14 protein-coding genes are annotated in these 18,164 nt (G+C 68.7%); 6 read left to right on the top strand and 8 right to left on the bottom strand.

Translation table 11 applies throughout. The annotated features are described in order from the left end of the window. Positions 1-27: 27 nt before the first annotated feature. The 5 genes from TSO352_RS07940 to TSO352_RS07960 form a co-directional block, all read right to left on the bottom strand. Positions 28-858: an ABC transporter permease gene (locus TSO352_RS07940; RefSeq protein ID WP_199231535.1), complete on the bottom strand. Its 831-nt coding sequence runs from the start codon at positions 856-858 to the stop codon at positions 28-30. Next, positions 855-2,105: an ABC transporter permease gene (locus TSO352_RS07945; RefSeq protein ID WP_109106814.1), complete on the bottom strand. Its 1,251-nt coding sequence runs from the start codon at positions 2,103-2,105 to the stop codon at positions 855-857. The genes TSO352_RS07940 and TSO352_RS07945 overlap by 4 nt, the downstream gene beginning before the upstream one ends. A 242-nt stretch (positions 2,106-2,347) precedes the next feature. Further along, positions 2,348-3,394: an ABC transporter substrate-binding protein gene (locus TSO352_RS07950; protein WP_109106815.1), complete on the bottom strand. Its 1,047-nt coding sequence runs from the start codon at positions 3,392-3,394 to the stop codon at positions 2,348-2,350. 65 nt (positions 3,395-3,459) lie between these two features. Further along, positions 3,460-4,569 carry an ABC transporter ATP-binding protein gene (locus TSO352_RS07955; protein ID WP_109106816.1) on the bottom strand — a complete coding sequence of 370 codons (1,110 nt, stop codon included), beginning with the start codon at positions 4,567-4,569 and terminating at the stop codon, positions 3,460-3,462. Positions 4,570-4,882: 313 nt separating this feature from the next. Continuing rightward, positions 4,883-5,974 (bottom strand): TRAP transporter substrate-binding protein, encoded by a 1,092-nt coding sequence (locus TSO352_RS07960; RefSeq protein ID WP_109106817.1) that lies wholly within the window; start codon positions 5,972-5,974, stop codon positions 4,883-4,885. A 539-nt stretch (positions 5,975-6,513) separates the two neighbouring features. On the opposite strand from TSO352_RS07960, the gene TSO352_RS07965 reads away from it, so the two are divergent. After that, positions 6,514-8,130: a sensor domain-containing diguanylate cyclase gene (locus TSO352_RS07965; RefSeq protein WP_158284549.1), complete on the top strand. Its 1,617-nt coding sequence runs from the start codon at positions 6,514-6,516 to the stop codon at positions 8,128-8,130. 7 nt (positions 8,131-8,137) lie between these two features. Here TSO352_RS07965 and TSO352_RS07970 read toward each other — a convergent pair whose 3' ends face one another. The 3 genes from TSO352_RS07970 to TSO352_RS07980 all read right to left on the bottom strand — a co-directional run bounded on the left by TSO352_RS07970 (position 8,138) and on the right by TSO352_RS07980 (position 12,626). Next, the gene (locus TSO352_RS07970) at positions 8,138-9,208 is read right to left on the bottom strand and encodes a putative zinc-binding peptidase (protein ID WP_109106819.1); all 1,071 of its coding nucleotides are present in this window, start codon (positions 9,206-9,208) and stop codon (positions 8,138-8,140) included. Next, positions 9,205-11,565 carry a glycogen debranching protein GlgX gene (gene glgX / locus TSO352_RS07975; protein ID WP_247871972.1) on the bottom strand — a complete coding sequence of 787 codons (2,361 nt, stop codon included), beginning with the start codon at positions 11,563-11,565 and terminating at the stop codon, positions 9,205-9,207. Before glgX ends, TSO352_RS07970 begins: the two co-directional genes overlap by 4 nt. A gap of 95 nt (positions 11,566-11,660) precedes the next feature. Further along, on the bottom strand, positions 11,661-12,626 hold the full coding sequence (locus TSO352_RS07980; RefSeq protein WP_109106820.1) for a LysR substrate-binding domain-containing protein: 966 nt from the start codon (positions 12,624-12,626) through the stop codon (positions 11,661-11,663). A gap of 132 nt (positions 12,627-12,758) precedes the next feature. Between TSO352_RS07980 and TSO352_RS07985 the strand changes: the two genes are divergently transcribed. From TSO352_RS07985 to TSO352_RS08005, 5 genes are all read left to right on the top strand, one after another. Next, on the top strand, positions 12,759-14,210 hold the full coding sequence (locus tag TSO352_RS07985) for a catalase (RefSeq protein ID WP_109106821.1): 1,452 nt from the start codon (positions 12,759-12,761) through the stop codon (positions 14,208-14,210). Between the two features lie 171 nt (positions 14,211-14,381). Beyond that, positions 14,382-14,813 carry a hypothetical protein gene (locus TSO352_RS07990; protein WP_109106822.1) on the top strand — a complete coding sequence of 144 codons (432 nt, stop codon included), beginning with the start codon at positions 14,382-14,384 and terminating at the stop codon, positions 14,811-14,813. Between the two features lie 197 nt (positions 14,814-15,010). Next, positions 15,011-16,111: a lytic transglycosylase domain-containing protein gene (locus TSO352_RS07995; protein ID WP_109106823.1), complete on the top strand. Its 1,101-nt coding sequence runs from the start codon at positions 15,011-15,013 to the stop codon at positions 16,109-16,111. Between the two features lie 97 nt (positions 16,112-16,208). Continuing rightward, entirely contained in the window at positions 16,209-16,721 is a 513-nt protein-coding gene (locus TSO352_RS08000; protein WP_247871973.1) for a hypothetical protein, read from the top strand. Further along, on the top strand, positions 16,718-18,160 hold the full coding sequence (locus TSO352_RS08005; RefSeq protein ID WP_109106825.1) for a GAF domain-containing protein: 1,443 nt from the start codon (positions 16,718-16,720) through the stop codon (positions 18,158-18,160). The genes TSO352_RS08000 and TSO352_RS08005 overlap by 4 nt, the downstream gene beginning before the upstream one ends. Positions 18,161-18,164: the final 4 nt, after the last annotated feature.

An 18,164-nucleotide genomic window follows, 5' to 3' on the forward strand; every position in this document is an offset into this window, starting at 1 on the left:
CATAAGCCCCCTCCCCCGGCCACTCCCCTACTCCACGTTCCCTTTCAGCCGCTCGTTCCGCCGGCGCAGGAATTCCAGCGTCGACAGCAGGCAGACCGAGATCACCGTCAGCACCACCGCCACCGCGGTGATGGTCGGGCTGATGTTTTCGCGGATGCCGCTGAACATCTCGCGCGGCAGGGTGCGCTGCTCCGGCCCGGCGAGGAACAGCACCGTCACCACCTCGTCGAAGCTGGTGGCGAAGGCGAACAGAGCGCCCGACGCCAGACCGGGCAGGATCAGCGGCAGGATGACTTTGCGGAAGGTCAGCAGCGGCGGCGCCCCCAGCGAGGCGGCGGCGCGCGCCAGCGTCATGTCGAAGCCCTGCAGGGTCGCCGACACCGTGATGACGACGAAGGGCGTGGCCAGCGCGGTGTGCACCAGGATCAGACCGAGATAGTTGCCGGTCAGACCCAGGGGCGCGAAGAAGAAATAGACGCCAACCGCGGTGATGACCACCGGGACCACCATCGGCGACAGCACCAGCGCCAGCACCAGCGGCTTCCACTTGCTCTTCCACTGCGCCAGCCCCAGCGAGGCGATGGTGCCCAGCACCATCGACAGGCAGGCCGACGAGACGCCGATGATGACGCTGTTCTTCAGCGACGACATCCAACGGGCCGAGCTGAGGAAATCGATGTACCAGCGCAGCGAGAAGCCGGGCAGCGGGTAGGTCAGATAGGTGCTGGAGCTGAAGGACAGCGGCACGATCGCCAGGATCGGCGCCATCAGGAAGATGAACACCAGCGTGGCCGAGACGATCGTCGTGATCCAGGCGATCCGCTGGCTGGCGGTGCGGGGGGAGTGGGCGGCGCTCAATTCTTCAATCCTCCCGTCGTCTGGCGACCGAGCGCCAGCTTGCCGTAGACCGTCGCCAGCACCAGCGTGGAGAGCAGCAGCACCGCCCCCAGCGCCGAGGCCAGGCCCCAGTTGACCGTTTCCGTGGTGTAGAAGGCGATGAAGGCCGAGATCATCTGGTCCGCCGCGCCGCCGACCAGGGCCGGCGTGATGTAGTAGCCGATGGCCAGGATGAAGACGAGCAGGCAGCCGGCGCCGATGCCGGGGATGGTCTGCGGCAGGTAGATGCGCCAGAAGGCGGTGGTCGGCGGCGCGCCCAGCGAGGCGGCGGCCCGCATGTAGGCCGGCGAGATCGACCGCATGACGCTGTAGAGCGGCAGGATCATGAAGGGCAGCAGCACATGGGTCATCGCCATGTAGACGCCGAACCGGTTGTAGATCAGCCGCAGCGGCTCGTCGATCACGCCCAGCCATTGCAGCGAGCCGTTGACGATGCCCTCGCTCTGCAAAATCACGATCCAGGCGCAGGTGCGCACCAGAAGCGAGGTCCAGAAGGGCAGCAGCACGAAGATCATCAGCAGGTTCGACCGGCCGGTCGGCAGGTTGGCCAGCAGGTAGGCCACCGGGAAGCCCAGCACGAGGCACAGCACGGTGACGCCGATGCCGATCGTGAAGGTGCGGATGAAGACGTCGCGGTAGATCGCCTGGTCCTCCGGCGCCGAGACGATGGCGCCGTCGGCGTTCCGCGTCAGGTCGACCGCCGCCAGCAGGTAATAGCTGGTGACCGGACCGCTGGCGCTCTTGATCGCCGTCCAGCTCTCGCGCTCGCCCCAGGCCGGGGTGAGGCCGATCAGCGTCTCCTTGGCGGTGCCGGGGGCCGGCTGCTCCTTCAGCTTGCGGGCGGTCGACAGCAGCGTGGTGCGGAAGCCGTTCACGACGTAGTTCAGCCGCTTGGCCGCCACCGGCAGCGTCCCGGCGTCGCGCGCCGCGCGCATGTCGGCGGCCAGCGCGGCGTAGGCCGCCTCGTCAGGCAGTCCCTGGCCGTTCCAGTGCTCCAACGCCGCCACGGTGTGGGGCAGCACCTGCGGCACCTCCCAATCGTCCACCGACTTCCAGATCATCCCGGCCAGCGGAATGACGAAGGTGAACAGCAGGAAGGCCAGCAGCGGCATCACCAGACCCAGCGCACGGAGCTGCCGGGCCCGCTCGGACCGTTTCAATCGACGCTTCAACGGCACGTCGGCGCCGGCAACGAATGCGGCTGTCATCGGGTTCGTCCTGTCGAAAAGTCGCTTCCCTCTCCCGGCCCGGGAGAGGCGTGTAACCGTCCGACCGATGGTCGGAAGAGCGCCGAAGGCGCTGGGTCGGAAGAGCGCCGAAGGCGCCGGGTGAGGGGTGATCCAAGGAACCATGCGGTTCAGGATTTTTGAGCTGCCCCTCACCCTTCCCACCGCTCTGCGGCGGGTCCCTCCCTCTCCCGGGACGGGAGAGGGAAATACCGCTCACACGCTTACTTCGCCGCCCACTTGTTGAAGCGCTCGGTCAGGCGGTCGATGTTTTCCAGCCAGAAGTTCACGTTGATCTCGATCGCGTTCTTCATGTTGGCCGGGGCGGTCGGCAGGTCGGCCAGGATCGCCGGGGGGACCAGCGACGGGGCCTTCTTGTTCGACGTGCCGTAGGCGATGCCCTGCGACAGCTTGGCCTGGTTCTCCGGCTTGCCGACGAAGTCGAGGAACTTGTGCGCGGCCTCGACGTTCGGGCTGCCCTTCAGGATGACCCAGCTGTCGATGGTGAACAGCGCGCCGTTCCACACCATGCCGAAGTTCTTCTTCTCGTTCTTGTTCGCGGCGTCGATGCGGCCGTTGTAGACCGAGGTCATCGCCACTTCACCGGACGCGAGCAGCTGCGGCGGCTGGGCGCCGGCCTTCCACCAGACGATGTCGTTCTTGATGGTGTCGAGCTTCTTGAAGGCGCGGTCGATGCCGGCCTCGGTCGCCAGGACCTTGTAGACGTCGGCCGGGGCGACGCCGTCGGCCATCAGCGCGATTTCCAGCGTGGTCTTGGCGCCCTGGCGCAGGCCGCGCTTGCCCGGGAACTTCTTGGTGTCGAAGAAGTCGGCCCAGCTCTTCGGCGGGTTCGCCATCTTGTCCTTGTCGTAGCCGAGCACGAAGTCATAGACGATCGCGCCGACGCCGCAGGGGTTCACCGTCGCCGGCAGGTAGGCATCCTCGCCGCCGATCTTCGAATAGTTGATCTGCTCGTACAGGCCTTCGTCGCAGCCCAGCGCCAGCTCGTCGCTCTCGACCTGGACAACGTCCCAGGTGGACGCGCCGCCCTGGACCTTGGCGCGCAGGACGCCGACGCCGCCGTCCCAGGATTCATCGTTCATCGGCGTGCCGGCGGCCTTGAACGGCTCGAAATAGACCTTCTTCTGCACGTCCTGATAGGCGCCGCCCCACGACACGACGGTCAGGTCGCGGGCGCTGGCGGCCGAGGCCAGGGCCGTGATGGCGGTGAAGGTCGCGACGAAACCGAGAGCCATCCTAAACTTCGACATGATCCCCGTCCTTTTATCCGTGGTTGTTCGTTGGTGGGAGGCACCTGGCCTGAGAAACCACGCTCTCAGACCGGATCGAGCGCCCGGCAGTCGTCCGGGCGGAAGGCGATATAGACGTCCTGGCCCGGAACCAGCCCGGCATAGGCGCCGGCCGGCAGCTTGACCATGAATTCCGGATTGCCGGGGGTGTGCAGCACCGCCAGCGTGTGGTCGCCGAGATAGATCAGGTCGGTCAGGGTGGCCGGCAGGCGGTTCATGGTGGTGTCGCCCGAATCGCCGGTCTCGATCGCCACCCGCTCCGGCCGCACCGACAGCGAGGTGCGGCTGCCGGGGCCGCCGATGTTGACCGCCAGCGCCGTCACCGTCCCGCCGGTATCGAGCGCGACGCGGACCCAGCCCTGTTCGATATTTTCAACGACCCCGCTCAGGACGTTGCTCTCGCCGATGAAGTTGGCGACGAAGCTGTTCACCGGGCGCTCATACAGCGCGTCGGGGCGGTCGATCTGCTGGACGATGCCGTCGTTGAAGACCGCGATGCGGTCGGACATCGTCAGCGCCTCCCCCTGGTCGTGGGTGACGTAGACGACGGTCAGGCCCATCGTCTCGTGCAGGCGCTTGATCTCCAATTGCATGTGCTCGCGCAGGCGCTTGTCGAGCGCGCCCAGCGGCTCGTCCATCAGCACCAGGGCGGGGTTGAACACCAGCGCCCGCGCCAGCGCGACACGCTGCTGCTGGCCGCCGGACAGCTGGCCGGGGCGGCGGTTGGCGAGGTTGCCGAGCTTGATCATGTCCAGCGCGGCGGCCACCCGTTCCTTGATCTCCGCCTTGGAAACGCCGCGCACCGACAGCGGGAAGGCGACGTTTTCCTCGATCGTCAGGTGGGGGAACAGGGCGTAGTTCTGGAAGACCATGCCGATGTCGCGCTTGTGCGGCGGCATGTTCTTGATCGGCCGGTCGGCGAGGAAGATCTCGCCCTGCGTCGGCACCTCGAACCCGGCCAGCATCATCAACGTGGTGGTCTTGCCCGAGCCCGACGGGCCGAGCAGCGTCAGGAATTCGCCCTTGCGGATGTCGAGATCGAGGCTTTTCACCACGAGATGCTCGCCATCGTAGGATTTCTGCACCCCGGTGAACCGCACCAGGGTTTCTGTCGTTGCGATCATCCCGCCGTCCATCCGTCCGCTCCCGTCCGAGGGGACCCGATCCTGGGGAGGTCAGCCCCGGCCCGGTCCGTCTTTCTGGTCCTGACGGTAGCATGCGTTTAAGAAAATAGACAAGAGGAATGACTATGTCGTGATCAATTCAACAGTTTGCCGTTTTTTTGTGCAACTGCGAACGCCGTGCCCACGCTTCGATCGGCAGTGTGCTCCATCCGCGTGCGATTGAGAAGGCCGATGATCGTTATCACGGATGGACATACCGACGCAGGCGTCCGGCGCCACGGATTTGCGGGGGCGAATCGCTGTCGGGCGACCCACCCCCACAGGCTCAGCGACGCTGGGCCGACTGGCTGTAGACGAAGCTGTCGAAGCCGTTCTCGGCCACGCGGAACCACAGCCGCTCCTCGTCCAGGAAGGGCTTCCAGGCGTCGTAGACCTTCTTGAAGCGCGGGTTGCCGGCGGCGAGCTTGTCGTAGAACTCGAACGCCGCCGTCTCGCACGCCTGCATCATGTCGCGCGGGAAGGCGCGCAGCACCGCACCGCCGCCCACCAGCCGCTTCAGGGCCTTGGCGTTCACGGTGTCGTACTTCGCGATCATCCAGCTGTTGGCCTCCCAACAGGCCTGTTCCAGGATGGTGCGGTAGGAGGCGGGCAGCGATTCCCACGCCTGGATGTTGAACATCAGCGGGATCTGGGCCGAACCCTCCCACCAGCCGGGGTAATAGTAGTTCTTGGCGACCTTGTAGAAGCCCAGCTTCTCGTCGTCGTAGGGGCCGACGAACTCCGCCGCGTCGATGGTGCCGCGCTCCAGCGCCGGGTAGATGTCGCCGCCGCCGAGCTGCTGCGGCACCAGCCCGAAAGGCGTCAGGATCTGGCCGACCAGCCCGCCGATGCGCATCTTCAGGCCCTTCAGATCCTCAAGGCTCTTGATCTCCTTGCGGAACCAGCCGCCCATCTGGGCGCCGGTGTTGCCGGCCGGGATGTGCAGGATGTTGTAATCCTTAAACACCTCGCGCATCAGCTCCAGCCCGCCGCCATGCATCATCCAGGCGATGTGCTGGCGGGTGTTCAGGCCGAAGGGCATCGCCGTGTCGAAGCAGAAGGTCGGGTCCTTGCCGACATAGAAATAGGCCGCCGACTGGCCGCACTCGACCGTCCCGTTCTGCACCGCGTCCAGCACCTGCAGCGCCGGCACCAGCTCACCCGCGGCGAAGGGGCGGATCTGGAACTTGCCGTCGGTGGCGTCGGACACGCGCTTGGTGATGAACTCGGCGGCGCCATAGATGGTGTCGAGGCTCTTGGGATAGCTCGACGCCAGGCGCCACTTGATCTCGGGCTGGCTCTGGGCGATGGCCGGGGCTGCGACGGTGCCGGCGGCAAGGCCGACGCCGGCGCTGGTGAGGAACGCACGCCGTTTCATGGTGGAGTTTCTTCCCGCTTGGTTGGCTCTGTTGGCCGCCCATGATAGCGCAAGCAGGCGGCGGGGGAATCCCCTTCGTCCCGGAGCGGACTGTCGACTTGCGGATTGTCGAAGACACGACGGTGCGGGCCACAAACGAAAAATCCAGCCGCATGGGCTGGATTTTCGGCGACGCAGCATTATTTTTCGTTTCGATCGCCTTTCAGGCGTTTCCTCCCTAGACTCAGGCCGCGGCTGTATAGCTAGCGGCCTTTCTCTTTTTACGCAATACGCTGAAAGTCAGCTCCGCCAACTTTTCCAGCGCGCCGCGACCCTTGGATGTCAAGGACGGATTCCTGCTCGCGGGAACATTGTGCAGACTCTTAATGGGATATGCTTGACCCGTTCGATTGGAGCGGGATGATGGATGCGTGCCCAATCCCCTGCGGCATCGTTCGTCCGTCGCAGCACCGGCCCGCCGTCGAAAGGTCCCCTGCATGATCCGACCTGCGCAGCGAAACGGCGACTCGTACCGGCCCACCCAGCCCCTTGGCCTGAGGATGACGGTCGCCATCACCCTGGCGGTGCTGGTGTTGTGCTCCACCCTGGCGAAGGGGCTGTTCATCGGCAATGGCGCCGCCGACGCGCTGGCGGCCGAGATCGGCAGCTCGATGACCGGGCTGGCCCAGTCGTTGGCCCGGCAGCTCGATTCGACGATGTGGGCGCGCGCCAACCAGATCGCGGCGCTGTCGCGCATCGAGGCGCTGAAGGACCCGGCAGTGGCGCAGTCGACCATCGACGAGTTGAAGCGCCGCGACCCGACCATCGCCTGGATCGGCATGACCGACGCGACCGGCCGCGTGGTCGCCGCCTCGAACGGGTTGCTGATGGGCGCCGACATCGGCAGCCGGCCGGTGCACCAGGAGGGCATGAAGAGCCTGTTCGTCGGCGACGTGCACGAGGCGGTGGCGCTGCGGGGCAAGGTGCCGCATCTGCCGGGCGAGACGCCGAAATTCGTCGACGTGTCGGCCCCGCTGCAGAAGGCGGACGGCACCCCCATCGGCGTGCTGGCGGCGCATTACAGTTGGGACTGGGCGCAGGGCGCGATCCGCCAGTTGATCGAACCGCTGCACGACCGCAAGGGGCTGACCCTCTACATCCTGTCGGCCGACGGCACCGTGCTGATCGGCCCCGACCCCACCCCCGGCAAGCCGCTGCCGGTGCCGACGGTGACGGCGACGCTGCGCGACGGCTGGAGCCGCGACGTCTGGCCCGACGGCGTCACCTACGTGACCGGGGTGGCGCACGGCAAGGGGCTGCATGATTACGCCGGGCTGGGCTGGACGGTGGTCGCCCGCCAGCCGGCCGACGTCCTCTATGCCGAAACCAACCGGCTGCGCCTGAAGATCCTCGGTGCCGGCCTCGTGCTGGCCCTGCTGTTCAGCGTGATCGGCTGGTTCGCCGCCGGCCGCATCGCCCGGCCACTGACCGCCATCGCCGACGCCGCCGAACGGCTGCGCCATGGCGAGCGCGGCGTGGTGATCCCCGAGGTCGGCGGCGCGGCGGAGATCCGCCGGCTGTCGGTGTCGCTGCGCGACCTGATCAGCCTGACCAACAAGGACGCCGCCCTGATGCGGCTGGAGGACATCGCCTATGAGGACCGGCTGACCGCCCTGCCCAACCGCCGTTATTTCGAACAGTATGTCGAGGCGTTCACCGGCGGCGATGGGTCCGCCACGGTGATGTGCATCGACCTCGACGGCCGCAAGCCGGTCAACGACCGGCTGGGCCACGACGCCAGCGACGCGGTGCTGCGGCAGGTCGGCCGCCGGCTGGCCGCCATCGTCCGCAACGACGACGTCATCGCCCGGCTGGGCGACGACGAGTTCGCCGCCATCCTGCCCTGCCGCGCCAGCCATCCCGGCCCGGACAGCGCCGAACTGGCGGCCCGCATCATTGCCGCCGTCAACGAGCCGGTGTCGTTTGGCAGCCAGAGCCTGCGGGTCGGCTGTTCGATCGGCATCGCCGCGTGGCCGGAGGACGGCACCGACATGGCGGCGGTGCTGCGCCACGCCGACGCCGCGCTCTACAAGGCCAAGCGCGAGGGCCGCAACCGCGCGGTGCGCTGGTCGCCGACCGTCGCCGACGCGCCGGTGCACACGGCGCCCTCCCACTGACGGCGCGCTACAGCGCGCGAACCAGCCGGTTCATGAAGCCCAGCTTTCCGATCACCGTCGCCGACAGGATGAAGGGGTAGAGGTCGGGCTGCCCCATGCTGCGGTTCAGGCTGTTCACCGCGTAGGTCAGGGGCAGCCACGCCTCGATCAGATCCTCGATCCGCTTGGCCTTGTGCGGGTTGAAGTCGACCTCCGCCTCCAACTCGGCGCCTTCGCTGATGCGCGGACGGATCCGCAGGCCGAAGGCGCGGGCGGTTTCCAGCGTGTCGATGATGTGCAGGTAATGCGCCCAGGTCTCGGCGAAATCCTCCCACGGGTGGGCGGTGGCGTAGGCGCTGACGAAGTTCGCCTGCCAGTCGGGCGGTGCCCCGTTGGCGTAATGGCGTTGCAGCGCCTCGCCGTAATCCCCGCGTTCGTCGCCGAACAGGGCGCGGAAGCGCTCCAGCACCGCCGGGTCGTCACGGACCAGCCGGTCCCAGACGTAATGGCCGATCTCGTGCCGGAAATGACCGAGCAGCGTGCGGTAGGGCTCCCCCATCACCGCGCGCCGCTTCTCGCGCTCGGCGTCGTCGGCCTCGGCGACGTTGATGGTGATCAGCCCGTTGGCGTGGCCGGTCAAGACCGGCGTGACCGCGCCGTCGGGCCCAACCGTGTCGGACAGGAAGTCGAAGGCCAGCCCCTCCTCCGGGTTCTCGATCCGGGTCTGCAGCGGCAGCTTCAGGTTGGTCAGCGTGTAGAACAGATGGTGCTTGGCCAGCTCCATCCGGCGCCACAGCGTCAGGTTGGCGGTGTCCGACAGGTCGGGGATGATATGGTTGTGCCGGCAGGCGACGCAGTGGGTGTCCGCCGAATCGGCCGGCAGCATCCAATTGCAGGCGTCCAGGTCGGCGTTCGCACAGAACTTGTAGAGCGGCTCGTCGGTGGCGAGCGCGCTCCACACCTCGTCATGGTCGGTCGGGTTCAGCGCCGACAGCGTGCCGATGTCCGGCAGATAGCCGAGCCGAAAGCCGCAACGCTCGCACCGGGTGTTCTCGAAATAGAGCGGCTGGTGGCAGTTCTGGCACTCGAACAGCTTCATGACGATGTCTTCCCGGCCGGCTTGGACACCCGCGCCGCCGGGATCGCCTCCACCACCTCGGGGGCGGCGTCCGGCCCAACCTCCTCCGCCTCCGGCTCGCTGGCTTCGACTGGAACCGCAGGCTTCTCCGCGTCCGATGCGCCTTCCCCGAACGACACCGGGGTCGGCGATTCAGCGACGTTGCGCAGGGCACGGGCGGCGCGGCGCAGGGCGAAGGACGGCTTGCCTTCCGGCTCCAGCGCCAGCAGCAGCAGCGAACGGCCGGTCACCATGTAGCTGTCGCCGGTGTCGACGCGCGGCGCCTCGTCGGGGTCCGGCAGGTTGGTGTCGACCAGACAGCGCCAGACGCTGCCGCCCGTCACCTCGGGCAGGGTGAAGCCGACCACGTCGTGGTGGGCGTTGATGACCAGCAGCAGCGTGGCGTCCATCGCCGGCCGCTTGATGCCGGTGGCCTGGGCACGGCCGTCCAGCAGCATGCCCATGCAGCGGGCGTTGCCGTCGTGCCAGTGGCTCTCGTCCATCTCGTCGCCGGCGGGGGTCAGCCAGGTCACGTCCTTGATGTCGAACTCGGCGTTGTACTCGCCCGACAGGAAACGCCCGCGCCGCAGCATCGGGAAGGACTGGCGCACCGCGACGACCCGGCGGACGAACTCGATCAGCGCCTGCCCATCCTCGTCGATGCTGTCCCAGTTCAGCCACGCCGTCTCGTTGTCCTGGCAGTAGGCGTTGTTGTTGCCGTGCTGGGTGTTGCCGAACTCGTCGCCGGCCAGCAGCATCGGCGTGCCCTGCGACAGCAGCAGGGTGGCCAGCATGTTGCGCTTCTGCCGTTCGCGCAGCTCCCGGATCTCGGGGTCGTCGGTCGGCCCCTCCACCCCATGGTTCCAGGACAGGTTGTGCGAGTGGCCGTCGTTGTTGTCCTCGCCGTTCGCCTCGTTGTGCTTGTCATTGTAGGAAACGAGGTCGTTCAGCGTGTAGCCGTCGTGCGCGGTGATGAAGTTGACGCTGGCCCACGGCTTGCGCCCGCGCTTGTTGAAGACGTCGGCCGAGCCGCACAGGCGCGGTGCCACCTCCGGCAGCTTGCCCTCGTCGCCCTTCCAGAAGGCGCGGGCGGTGTCGCGGAACTTGTCGTTCCACTCCGCCCAGCCCGGCGGGAAGTTGCCGACCTGATAGCCGCCGGGGCCGCAGTCCCACGGCTCGGCGATCAGCTTCAGGCTGTTGAGGATCGGGTCCTGCAGGCAGCTGTCGAGGAAGCCGCCGCCCTCGTCGAAGCCGTAGGGCTCGCGGCCCAGGATCGTCGCGAGGTCGAAGCGGAAACCGTCGACGTGCATCTCCGTCGCCCAGTAGCGCAAGCTGTCCGTCACCATCTGCAGCACGCGCGGATGGCTGAGGTTGACGGTGTTGCCGGTGCCGGTTTCGTTGATGTAATAGCGCTGCTGGTCCGGGATCAGCCGGTAGTAGGAGGCGTTGTCGATCCCCTTGAAGGACAGGGTCGGCCCGCGCTCGTTCCCTTCCGCCGTGTGGTTGTAGACGACGTCGAGGACCACCTCCAGCCCACCATTGTGGAGATGGGCCACCATCTCCTTGAATTCCTTGATGGCGTTGCCCGACGCGGCGTAGCGCGGCTCCGGCGCGAAGAAGCCGATGCTGTTGTAGCCCCAGTAGTTGGCCAGCCCCTTGTCGACCAGATGCTGGTCTTGGACGAAGGCGTGGACCGGCAACAGCTCCACCGCAGTGACGCCCAGGCTCTTGACGTAGTCGACCACCTCCTTCACCGCCAGCCCGCCGTAGGTGCCGCGCAGCGTGTCGGGCACCGCCGGGTGCAGCCGGGTGAAGCCCTTGACGTGGGTTTCATAAAAGATGGTGCGGTCCCAGGCGGTGCCCGGCTTGTGGTCGCGGCCCCAGGTGAAGGCGGGGTCGATCACCTTGCATTTCGGCATGAAGGGCGCGCTGTCGCGCTTGTCGAAGGTCAGGTCGTCGCCCGATTCCATCACATAGCCGAAATGGGCCGGGTTCCAGCGGATCTCGCCGACCAGCTCCTTGGCGTAGGGGTCGAGCAGCAGCTTGTGCGGGTTGAAGCGGTGCCCGTTCTCCGGCTCGTACGGGCCATGGACCCGGTAGCCGTAGAGCAGGCCGGGGCGGGCGTCGGGCAGGTAGCCGTGCCAGATCTCGTTGGTGAATTCGGGAAGCTCGATGCGCTCCAGCTCCTCCTCGCCGCTCTCGTCGAACAGGCACAGCTCGACCTTGGTGGCGTTGGCCGAAAACAAGGCGAAGTTGACACCCAGCCCGTCCCACGTCGCCCCCAGCGGAAAGGGCATTCCTTCGCCGAGCCGCGTCGCCTGCCTCAGGATATTCGCCATGGTCGCCCTGCTCTCCACCGTAAAGGAACCGCACCGGCTCAAGACAGTGAGGAGCACGGTGCCAGCCTTCAACCCGGCCGATGGGCGCTTGTTCCTTACCCCTGGGAACCATCCTTTCCGGACGACAGAGTTTTCGTCCCGGCGGGGGCGGCGCGGCGCAGCCGGTCGGCCAGTTCGTCCAGGCCGCGGGCCCGCGGGTCGCCGGCGCGCCGGACCAGACCGATCACCCGGCCCGGCGGCCCTCCGGTGGCGGTGTCGGCGAAGTCGCGGTACCCCACCAGACCGCCGACGCTGGCCACGCCGCCGTCCAGGCCGCGGGTCGCCAGCAGCGGCATCAGGGTGCAGCCGGCCCCGGCCGCCACCATGTGGCGCAGCGTCTCCAGTCCGGTGGCGTGGACGCCGCCGCCGCGCGCGGTCAGGCCGCAGGCGGCCAGCGCCTGGTCGCGCAGGCAATGCCCCTCCTCCAGCAACAGAAGCTCGCTGGCGTCGAGATCGCCCAGCGCCGGTCTGGGCAGGGCGCAGAGCCGGTGCCCGGCCGGATGGGCGAGCAGGAAGGGTTCGAAGAACAACGGCTCGGCGTGCAGGCCGTCGACCTCGACCGGCAGCGCCAGCAGCACCGCGTCCAGCCGGCCATCGCGCAGCTCCTCCAGCAGGTCGTCGGTGCGACCCTCCGACAGGATCAGCGTCAGGTCGGGCCACGCCGCGCGCAGCGGCGGCAGGATGTGCGGGAACAGGTAGGGACCCAGCGTGTGGATCGCCGCCAGCCGCAGCCGCCCGCTCAGGCCGCCGTCCGACCCGTCGGCCAGCGTCAGCAGGCGCCGCGCCTCGTCCAGCACCACGCGGGCCTGGGCGACGATCGCCTCGCCGGCCGGGGTCAGCAGCACCTTGCGGCTGGTCCGCTCGAACAGCGCGACGCCGAGCTGCTCCTCCAGCTTGCGGATCTGGGCGCTCAGCGACGGCTGGCTGACGGCACAGCGCTCCGCCGCCTTGCCGAAGTGCCGTAGCTCGGCGACCGCCACCGCGTATTCCAGGTCGCGCAGGGAAAGGCCGGCGATATTCATAGGCGCTGCCTATTGGTTCGTTTTCTTCAATGTCTTGGATATATCGTTCAAGACGCCGGATAACCAAGGCGAAACAATGACGCAGCCCGTGGCAAGCGCCATTCGCCAACCGCCTTCAGCAAGGACGATCCGATGACCACCCTGACCACCAGCTTCGGCCAGCCGGTTCCCGACAACCAGAATTCGCTGAGCGCCGGTCCGCGCGGGCCGCTGCTGCTGCAGGATTTCCACCTGATCGAGAAGCTGGCCCACTTCAACCGCGAACGCATTCCGGAGCGCGTCGTCCACGCCAAGGGCGCCGGCGCCTACGGCACCTTCCGCGTCACCCGCGACGTCACCGCCTGGACCAAGGCGGCCTTCCTGTCATCGGTGGGCAAGGAGACCGGCGTCTTCCTGCGCTTTTCCACCGTCGGCGGCGAAAAGGGCTCGGCCGACGCCGACCGCGACCCGCGCGGCTTCGCCGTGAAGTTCTACACGGAAGAGGGCAATTACGATCTGGTCGGCAACAACACGCCGGTCTTCTTCCTGCGCGATCCGCTGAAGTTCCCCGACTTCATCCACACGCAAAAGCGCAACCCGGCCACCAACCTGAAGGATCCCACGGCGATGTGGGACTTCTTCTCGCTGTCGCCGGAGACCATGCACCAGCTGACCATCCTGTTCAGCGACCGCGGCACCCCGCGCGGCTACCGCCACATGGACGGCTTCAGCAGCCACACCTTCTCGTGGATCAACGCGGCGAACGAACGCGTCTGGGTCAAGTACCACTTCAAGACCCGCCAGGGCATCCAGAACCTGACCGCCGAGCAGGCCACGGCGATGGCCGGCATCGACCCCGACCACGCGACCCGCGACCTCTACGCCGCCATCGAGGACGGCGACTTCCCGGCCTGGACCGTCTCCGTCCAGATCATGCCGGAGGCCGAGGCCGACAGCTACCGCATCAACCCGTTCGACCTGACCAAGGTGTGGCCGCACGCCGACTACCCGCTGATCGAGATCGGCGAGCTGGTGCTGAACCGCAATCCGGAGAACTTCTTCGCGGAAACCGAGCAGGCCGCCTTCAGCCCGGCCAGCGTGGTGCCCGGTGTCTCCTTCAGCCCGGACAAGATGCTGCAGGGCCGCCTGTTCGCCTACGCCGACGCCCACCGCTACAGGCTGGGCGGCAACTACGCGCACATCCCGGTGAACACGCCCAAGGGCTGCCCGGTCCACAACTACCAGCGCGACGGCGCGATGCGCACCGACGGCAACGGCGGCGGCCGGCCGAACTACGAGCCGAACAGCTTCGGCGGCCCGGCCCAGACCGGCGTCGCCTCCGAACCGCCGCTGCGCATCAGCGGCGACGCCGCCCACTACGACCACCGCGCCGGCAACGACGACTACGCCCAGGCCGGAGCCCTGTTCCGCCTGATCGGCACCGAGGCGCAGGACCGGCTGATGGACAACATCGCCGGCTCGCTGGCCAAGGCCCCACTGTTCATCCAGCAGCGCCAGCTGAAGCATTTCCTGGCCGCCGACCCGGCCTATGGCGAGGGCGTCGCCAAGCGCCTGGGCCTGACCGTGGCGCAGGCGGCGGGGTGACGGTGACGGCCCTCCCCCACAGTGGGGAGGGTCTCGTCCCGCTTCGGGGCGATCGGCGCTCCATTCCCGCCCCCTTCCCTCCCCCGAATGGTGGGATCTCCGCATGGGGGCAGACAAATCCGGTCCAGCCGTCCTACAGTCCGCCTTCAGCGCGACAGCGACGAAAGCGGCATGGGACGGGACCGACACAGCGACACGTCATCCGGCGGCCTGACCGGCAAGGGCCTGGACACCCTGCTGGCGGCGGCGGAGACCCTTCCCCACGCGCCGGAGGATGCCTGGCGGCTCGACCTGTTCCGCGTCGCGCTGCGCATCGCCCGCTCCACCGAATCGGTGGCCGACCTGGAGCGGGCGAACATCGCCTTCCGGGCATTGCCGCCCCGCCTGCGCACGCCGCTGGCCGAACGGGCGGCGATGCTGGCCCGGCGGGAGGCGGAGCGGACCCAAGCGACCGAGGAGCCGGATGACCAGCCGCGGCCCACCGGATTGCTGGGCGGACTGTTCGGCCGGGGGGCCGGGCGGCCCAGCCGGAAGACCGCCAAGGAACGGCTGTTGCGCGAACTGGCAACCCGTCGCGATCCGGACGATGACCGGGAAAGCTGAGGACCGGGAATCCTAGGGGCCGCACCGGACGGCAGATGCCCATCCGGTCGCTTGGCCGACCGAAGGACTCCGGCGCCCTCCCCCCTCCGCGTCCTCCGGCCGCGTCGAAGATCACAGCCGGGACGGTTTACGGCGAAGCCGGAATGTGCAAAGGTCGCTACCTCCAATTCGGACTTATCCAAAAGCAGAATCGAACGATGACCGGGGGTTCCGTGCGTCGCCTCAAGCCGTTGCTGACCTGTGCCGCCCTGACCGCCCTGCTGAGCGCCTGCGCCAGCGGCGGCGGGTCGCACCGAACCGCGTCCCCGGCGGAAATCGACGCCCATGTCGCCGAGGCGTCGAAGCGGTTCGACATGCCGGAGTTGTGGATCCGCGAGGTGATCCGCCAGGAAAGCGGCGGGCGCACCACCGTCAACGGCCAGCCGATCGTCAGCAAGGCCGGCGCCATGGGCCTGATGCAGGTGATGCCGGCGACCTACGACGAGATGCGGCGCAAGCACAATCTCGGCTCCGATCCCTACGATCCGCACGACAACATCATCGCCGGCACCGCCTATCTGCGCGAGATGTACAATTTGTTCGGCGCCCCCGGCTTCCTCGGCGCCTACAATTGCGGTCCGGGCTGTTACGGCGACTATCTGGCCGGCAAGCGCAACCTGCCGGGCGAGACCAAGCGCTACATCGCCTCGGTCGGACCGCGGCTGAACCGCACCCCGGCGCCCAACGGCGCCGACATCGTGCTGGTCAGCGCCCCGTCCTCCGACTCGCCGCCCGATTACGGCTCGGCCTACGCCTCCTCCCGGCCGACTCCGTCCTACACGGCGCCCTCCTACACCGCCCCATCCTACGAGCCGCCGGCTGCCCGGGTGCAGAACCGGGCGCCGATCAGCGTCGCGGCCCTGCCGTCTCCCGCGCCGACGCCGGCCCCGGCTCCCGCGCCGGCCGTCCGGGTGGTGGCGCCCGACACCTCGACGTCGGAATCCCCGGCGCCGCGGCTGGTGGCGTCGGCCGGTATCGCTTCCGGAGTGGCGATGGGCGGCGGCTCCAGCGGTGTGTGGACGGTGCAGTTGGGCGCCTTCCGCTCGGCCGACGACAGCTCGCGGGTGATCGACCGCGCCCGCAGCTCGATGCCCGGCATGCTGTCGCGCACCCAGCGCGTCGTCCAGGCGGTCGACACCCAGACCGGGCCGCTCTACCGCGCCCGCCTGTCCGGCCTGTCGCAGCAGGACGCCGCCAGCGCGTGCAGCGGCCTCGTCACCATGGGCATGGCCTGCTTCGTCGTGGCGCCGGGCGCGTGACCGCGTCGGGCGAACGGATGACGCCCGTCCGTTGGTTTGCCGCCGGCCCGCTCCGCTTGCTATCCTGGGGCCGCAACAGCAGCGCGGGATGACGGACGTGGCGGCAGCGGGTCTTCAGCCGGGTGGCGGGTTGGGCGACGCGACGATCGCCTTCCTGGCCCGCAGGGTCAGCGTCAGCGTCGCCTCCAGCGACCGGGCGAACCGCCCCTGCGTCGGGCGGGCGCTGGGCGCGCGGGCCTCGGCCGACGGGGCGCGGCTGACCGTGCTGGTCGACGGCCGGGCCAACGCGGCGCTGGTCGCCGCCGTCGCCGAGACCGGGCGCCTCGCCGTCGTCATTTCCGAACCCAGCACCCACCGCTCGATCCAGGTGAAGGGCGACACCGCGGTGGTGGCAACGCCGACCGCGGATGAGGCCGCCCTCCCCGCCCACCACACCGATCTCTTCGTCGCCGAACTGGTTGGCATCGGCTTCACCGAGCCTTTCGTCCGCACGGTGTGCGCGCACGACCCGGCCGACCTCGTGGCGCTGCATCTGCGCCCCGGCGCCGTCTTCGACCAGACGCCCGGCCCCAACGCCGGCGCGCCCCTGTCGACACGGGTGCCGCCATGAGCACCGATCCGGGCGCGTCCGGCCGCGCCACGCCCACCGACCTCCCGCCGCCCTGCGACCGGCTGACGCTCGACGCCATCCGCGCCTGCCTGGAAGGGGTGATCCCGGCGACCATCGCCACGGTGGCGCCCGACGGCACGCCGAACGTGTCGCTGCTGTCGCAGGTCCATTACGTCGACCCCGACCACATCGCCCTGTCCTACCAGTTCTTCAACAAGACCCGCGCCAACATCCTGGACAACCCGGACGCGCTGCTGCAGGTCATCGACCCGCCGACCGGCGCGCAGTACCGGCTGCGGCTGAGCTACCTGCGGACCGAGACGGCGGGGCCGCTGTTCGAGAGCATGAAGGCGAAGCTGTCGGGCATCGCCTCCCATGTCGGGATGGCGGAGGTGTTCCGGCTGCGCGGCGCCGACCTGTTCCGCGTCGTCGCGATCGAATCGGTGCCCGGCCGCTCGCTGCCCGCCCCGGTGCGCCCGCGCAGCCTGCTGTCGGCCGCCCGCCGCGCCTGCGAGGGCTTGCGCGGCTGCGCCGATCTGGCGGAACTGCTCGACCGCGCCATGGCGGCCTTGCGTGATCTGTTCGGGGTGGAGCACGCGCTGATCCTGCTGCCCGACGCGGCGACCGGCCGGCTGTTCACCGTGGCGGCGCTGGGCTACGAGGGCAGCGGCCGCGGCTCCGGCATCGGCTGGGAGGTGGCGCCCGGCGACGGTGTGATCGGGGTGGCGGCGCGCGAGCGGGTGCCGATCCGCATCACCCACATGACGACCGACGTCGCCTACAGCCTCGCCATGCGCGACGCGACCGCCGATGATCCGGGGCTGGCGCGCGAGATCCCCTTCCCCGGCCTGGAGCGCCCGCACAGCCAACTCGCGGTGCCGATCCTGAGCCACGAGCCCGGCCTCCCGGACGAGCAACTGGCCGGCATCCTGTTCGTCGAGAGCCCGCGCGAGATGCGCTTCACCTACGACGACGAGGACGCGCTGGTGACGGTCGCCGCCCAGATCGGCGCGCTGATGCGCGGCCTGCCGGCGCCCCACGCGGCGGAGGCGGAGGAACCGGCCCGACCCGCCGCCGCACCGGCCGACATCCGTCTCACCGGCTGCCCGCACGGCGCGCCGGTCACCGTGCGCCACTATGCCACCGACGACAGCGTCTTCCTCGACCACGACTATCTGATCAAGGGGGTGGCCGGCGCCATCCTGTGGAAGCTGGTGCGTGACCACACGTCGCTCGGCCGCGTCGACTTCACCAACCGCGAGCTGCGGCTGGCCCCCGACATTCCGTTGCCCGACTTCGCCGAGAATCTGGAAGCGCGGCTGATCCTGCTGCAACGGCGGCTGGCCGACCGCTGCGGCGCCCTGCGCATCGAGAAGACCGGCCGCGGCCGCTTCCGCCTGCTGGTCGCCACGCCGCTGCGGCTGGAAGAGATGCACTGACCGG

Origin of the sequence: Azospirillum sp. TSO35-2 (assembly GCF_003116095.1) — a bacterium.
Lineage (GTDB): Bacteria > Pseudomonadota > Alphaproteobacteria > Azospirillales > Azospirillaceae > Azospirillum.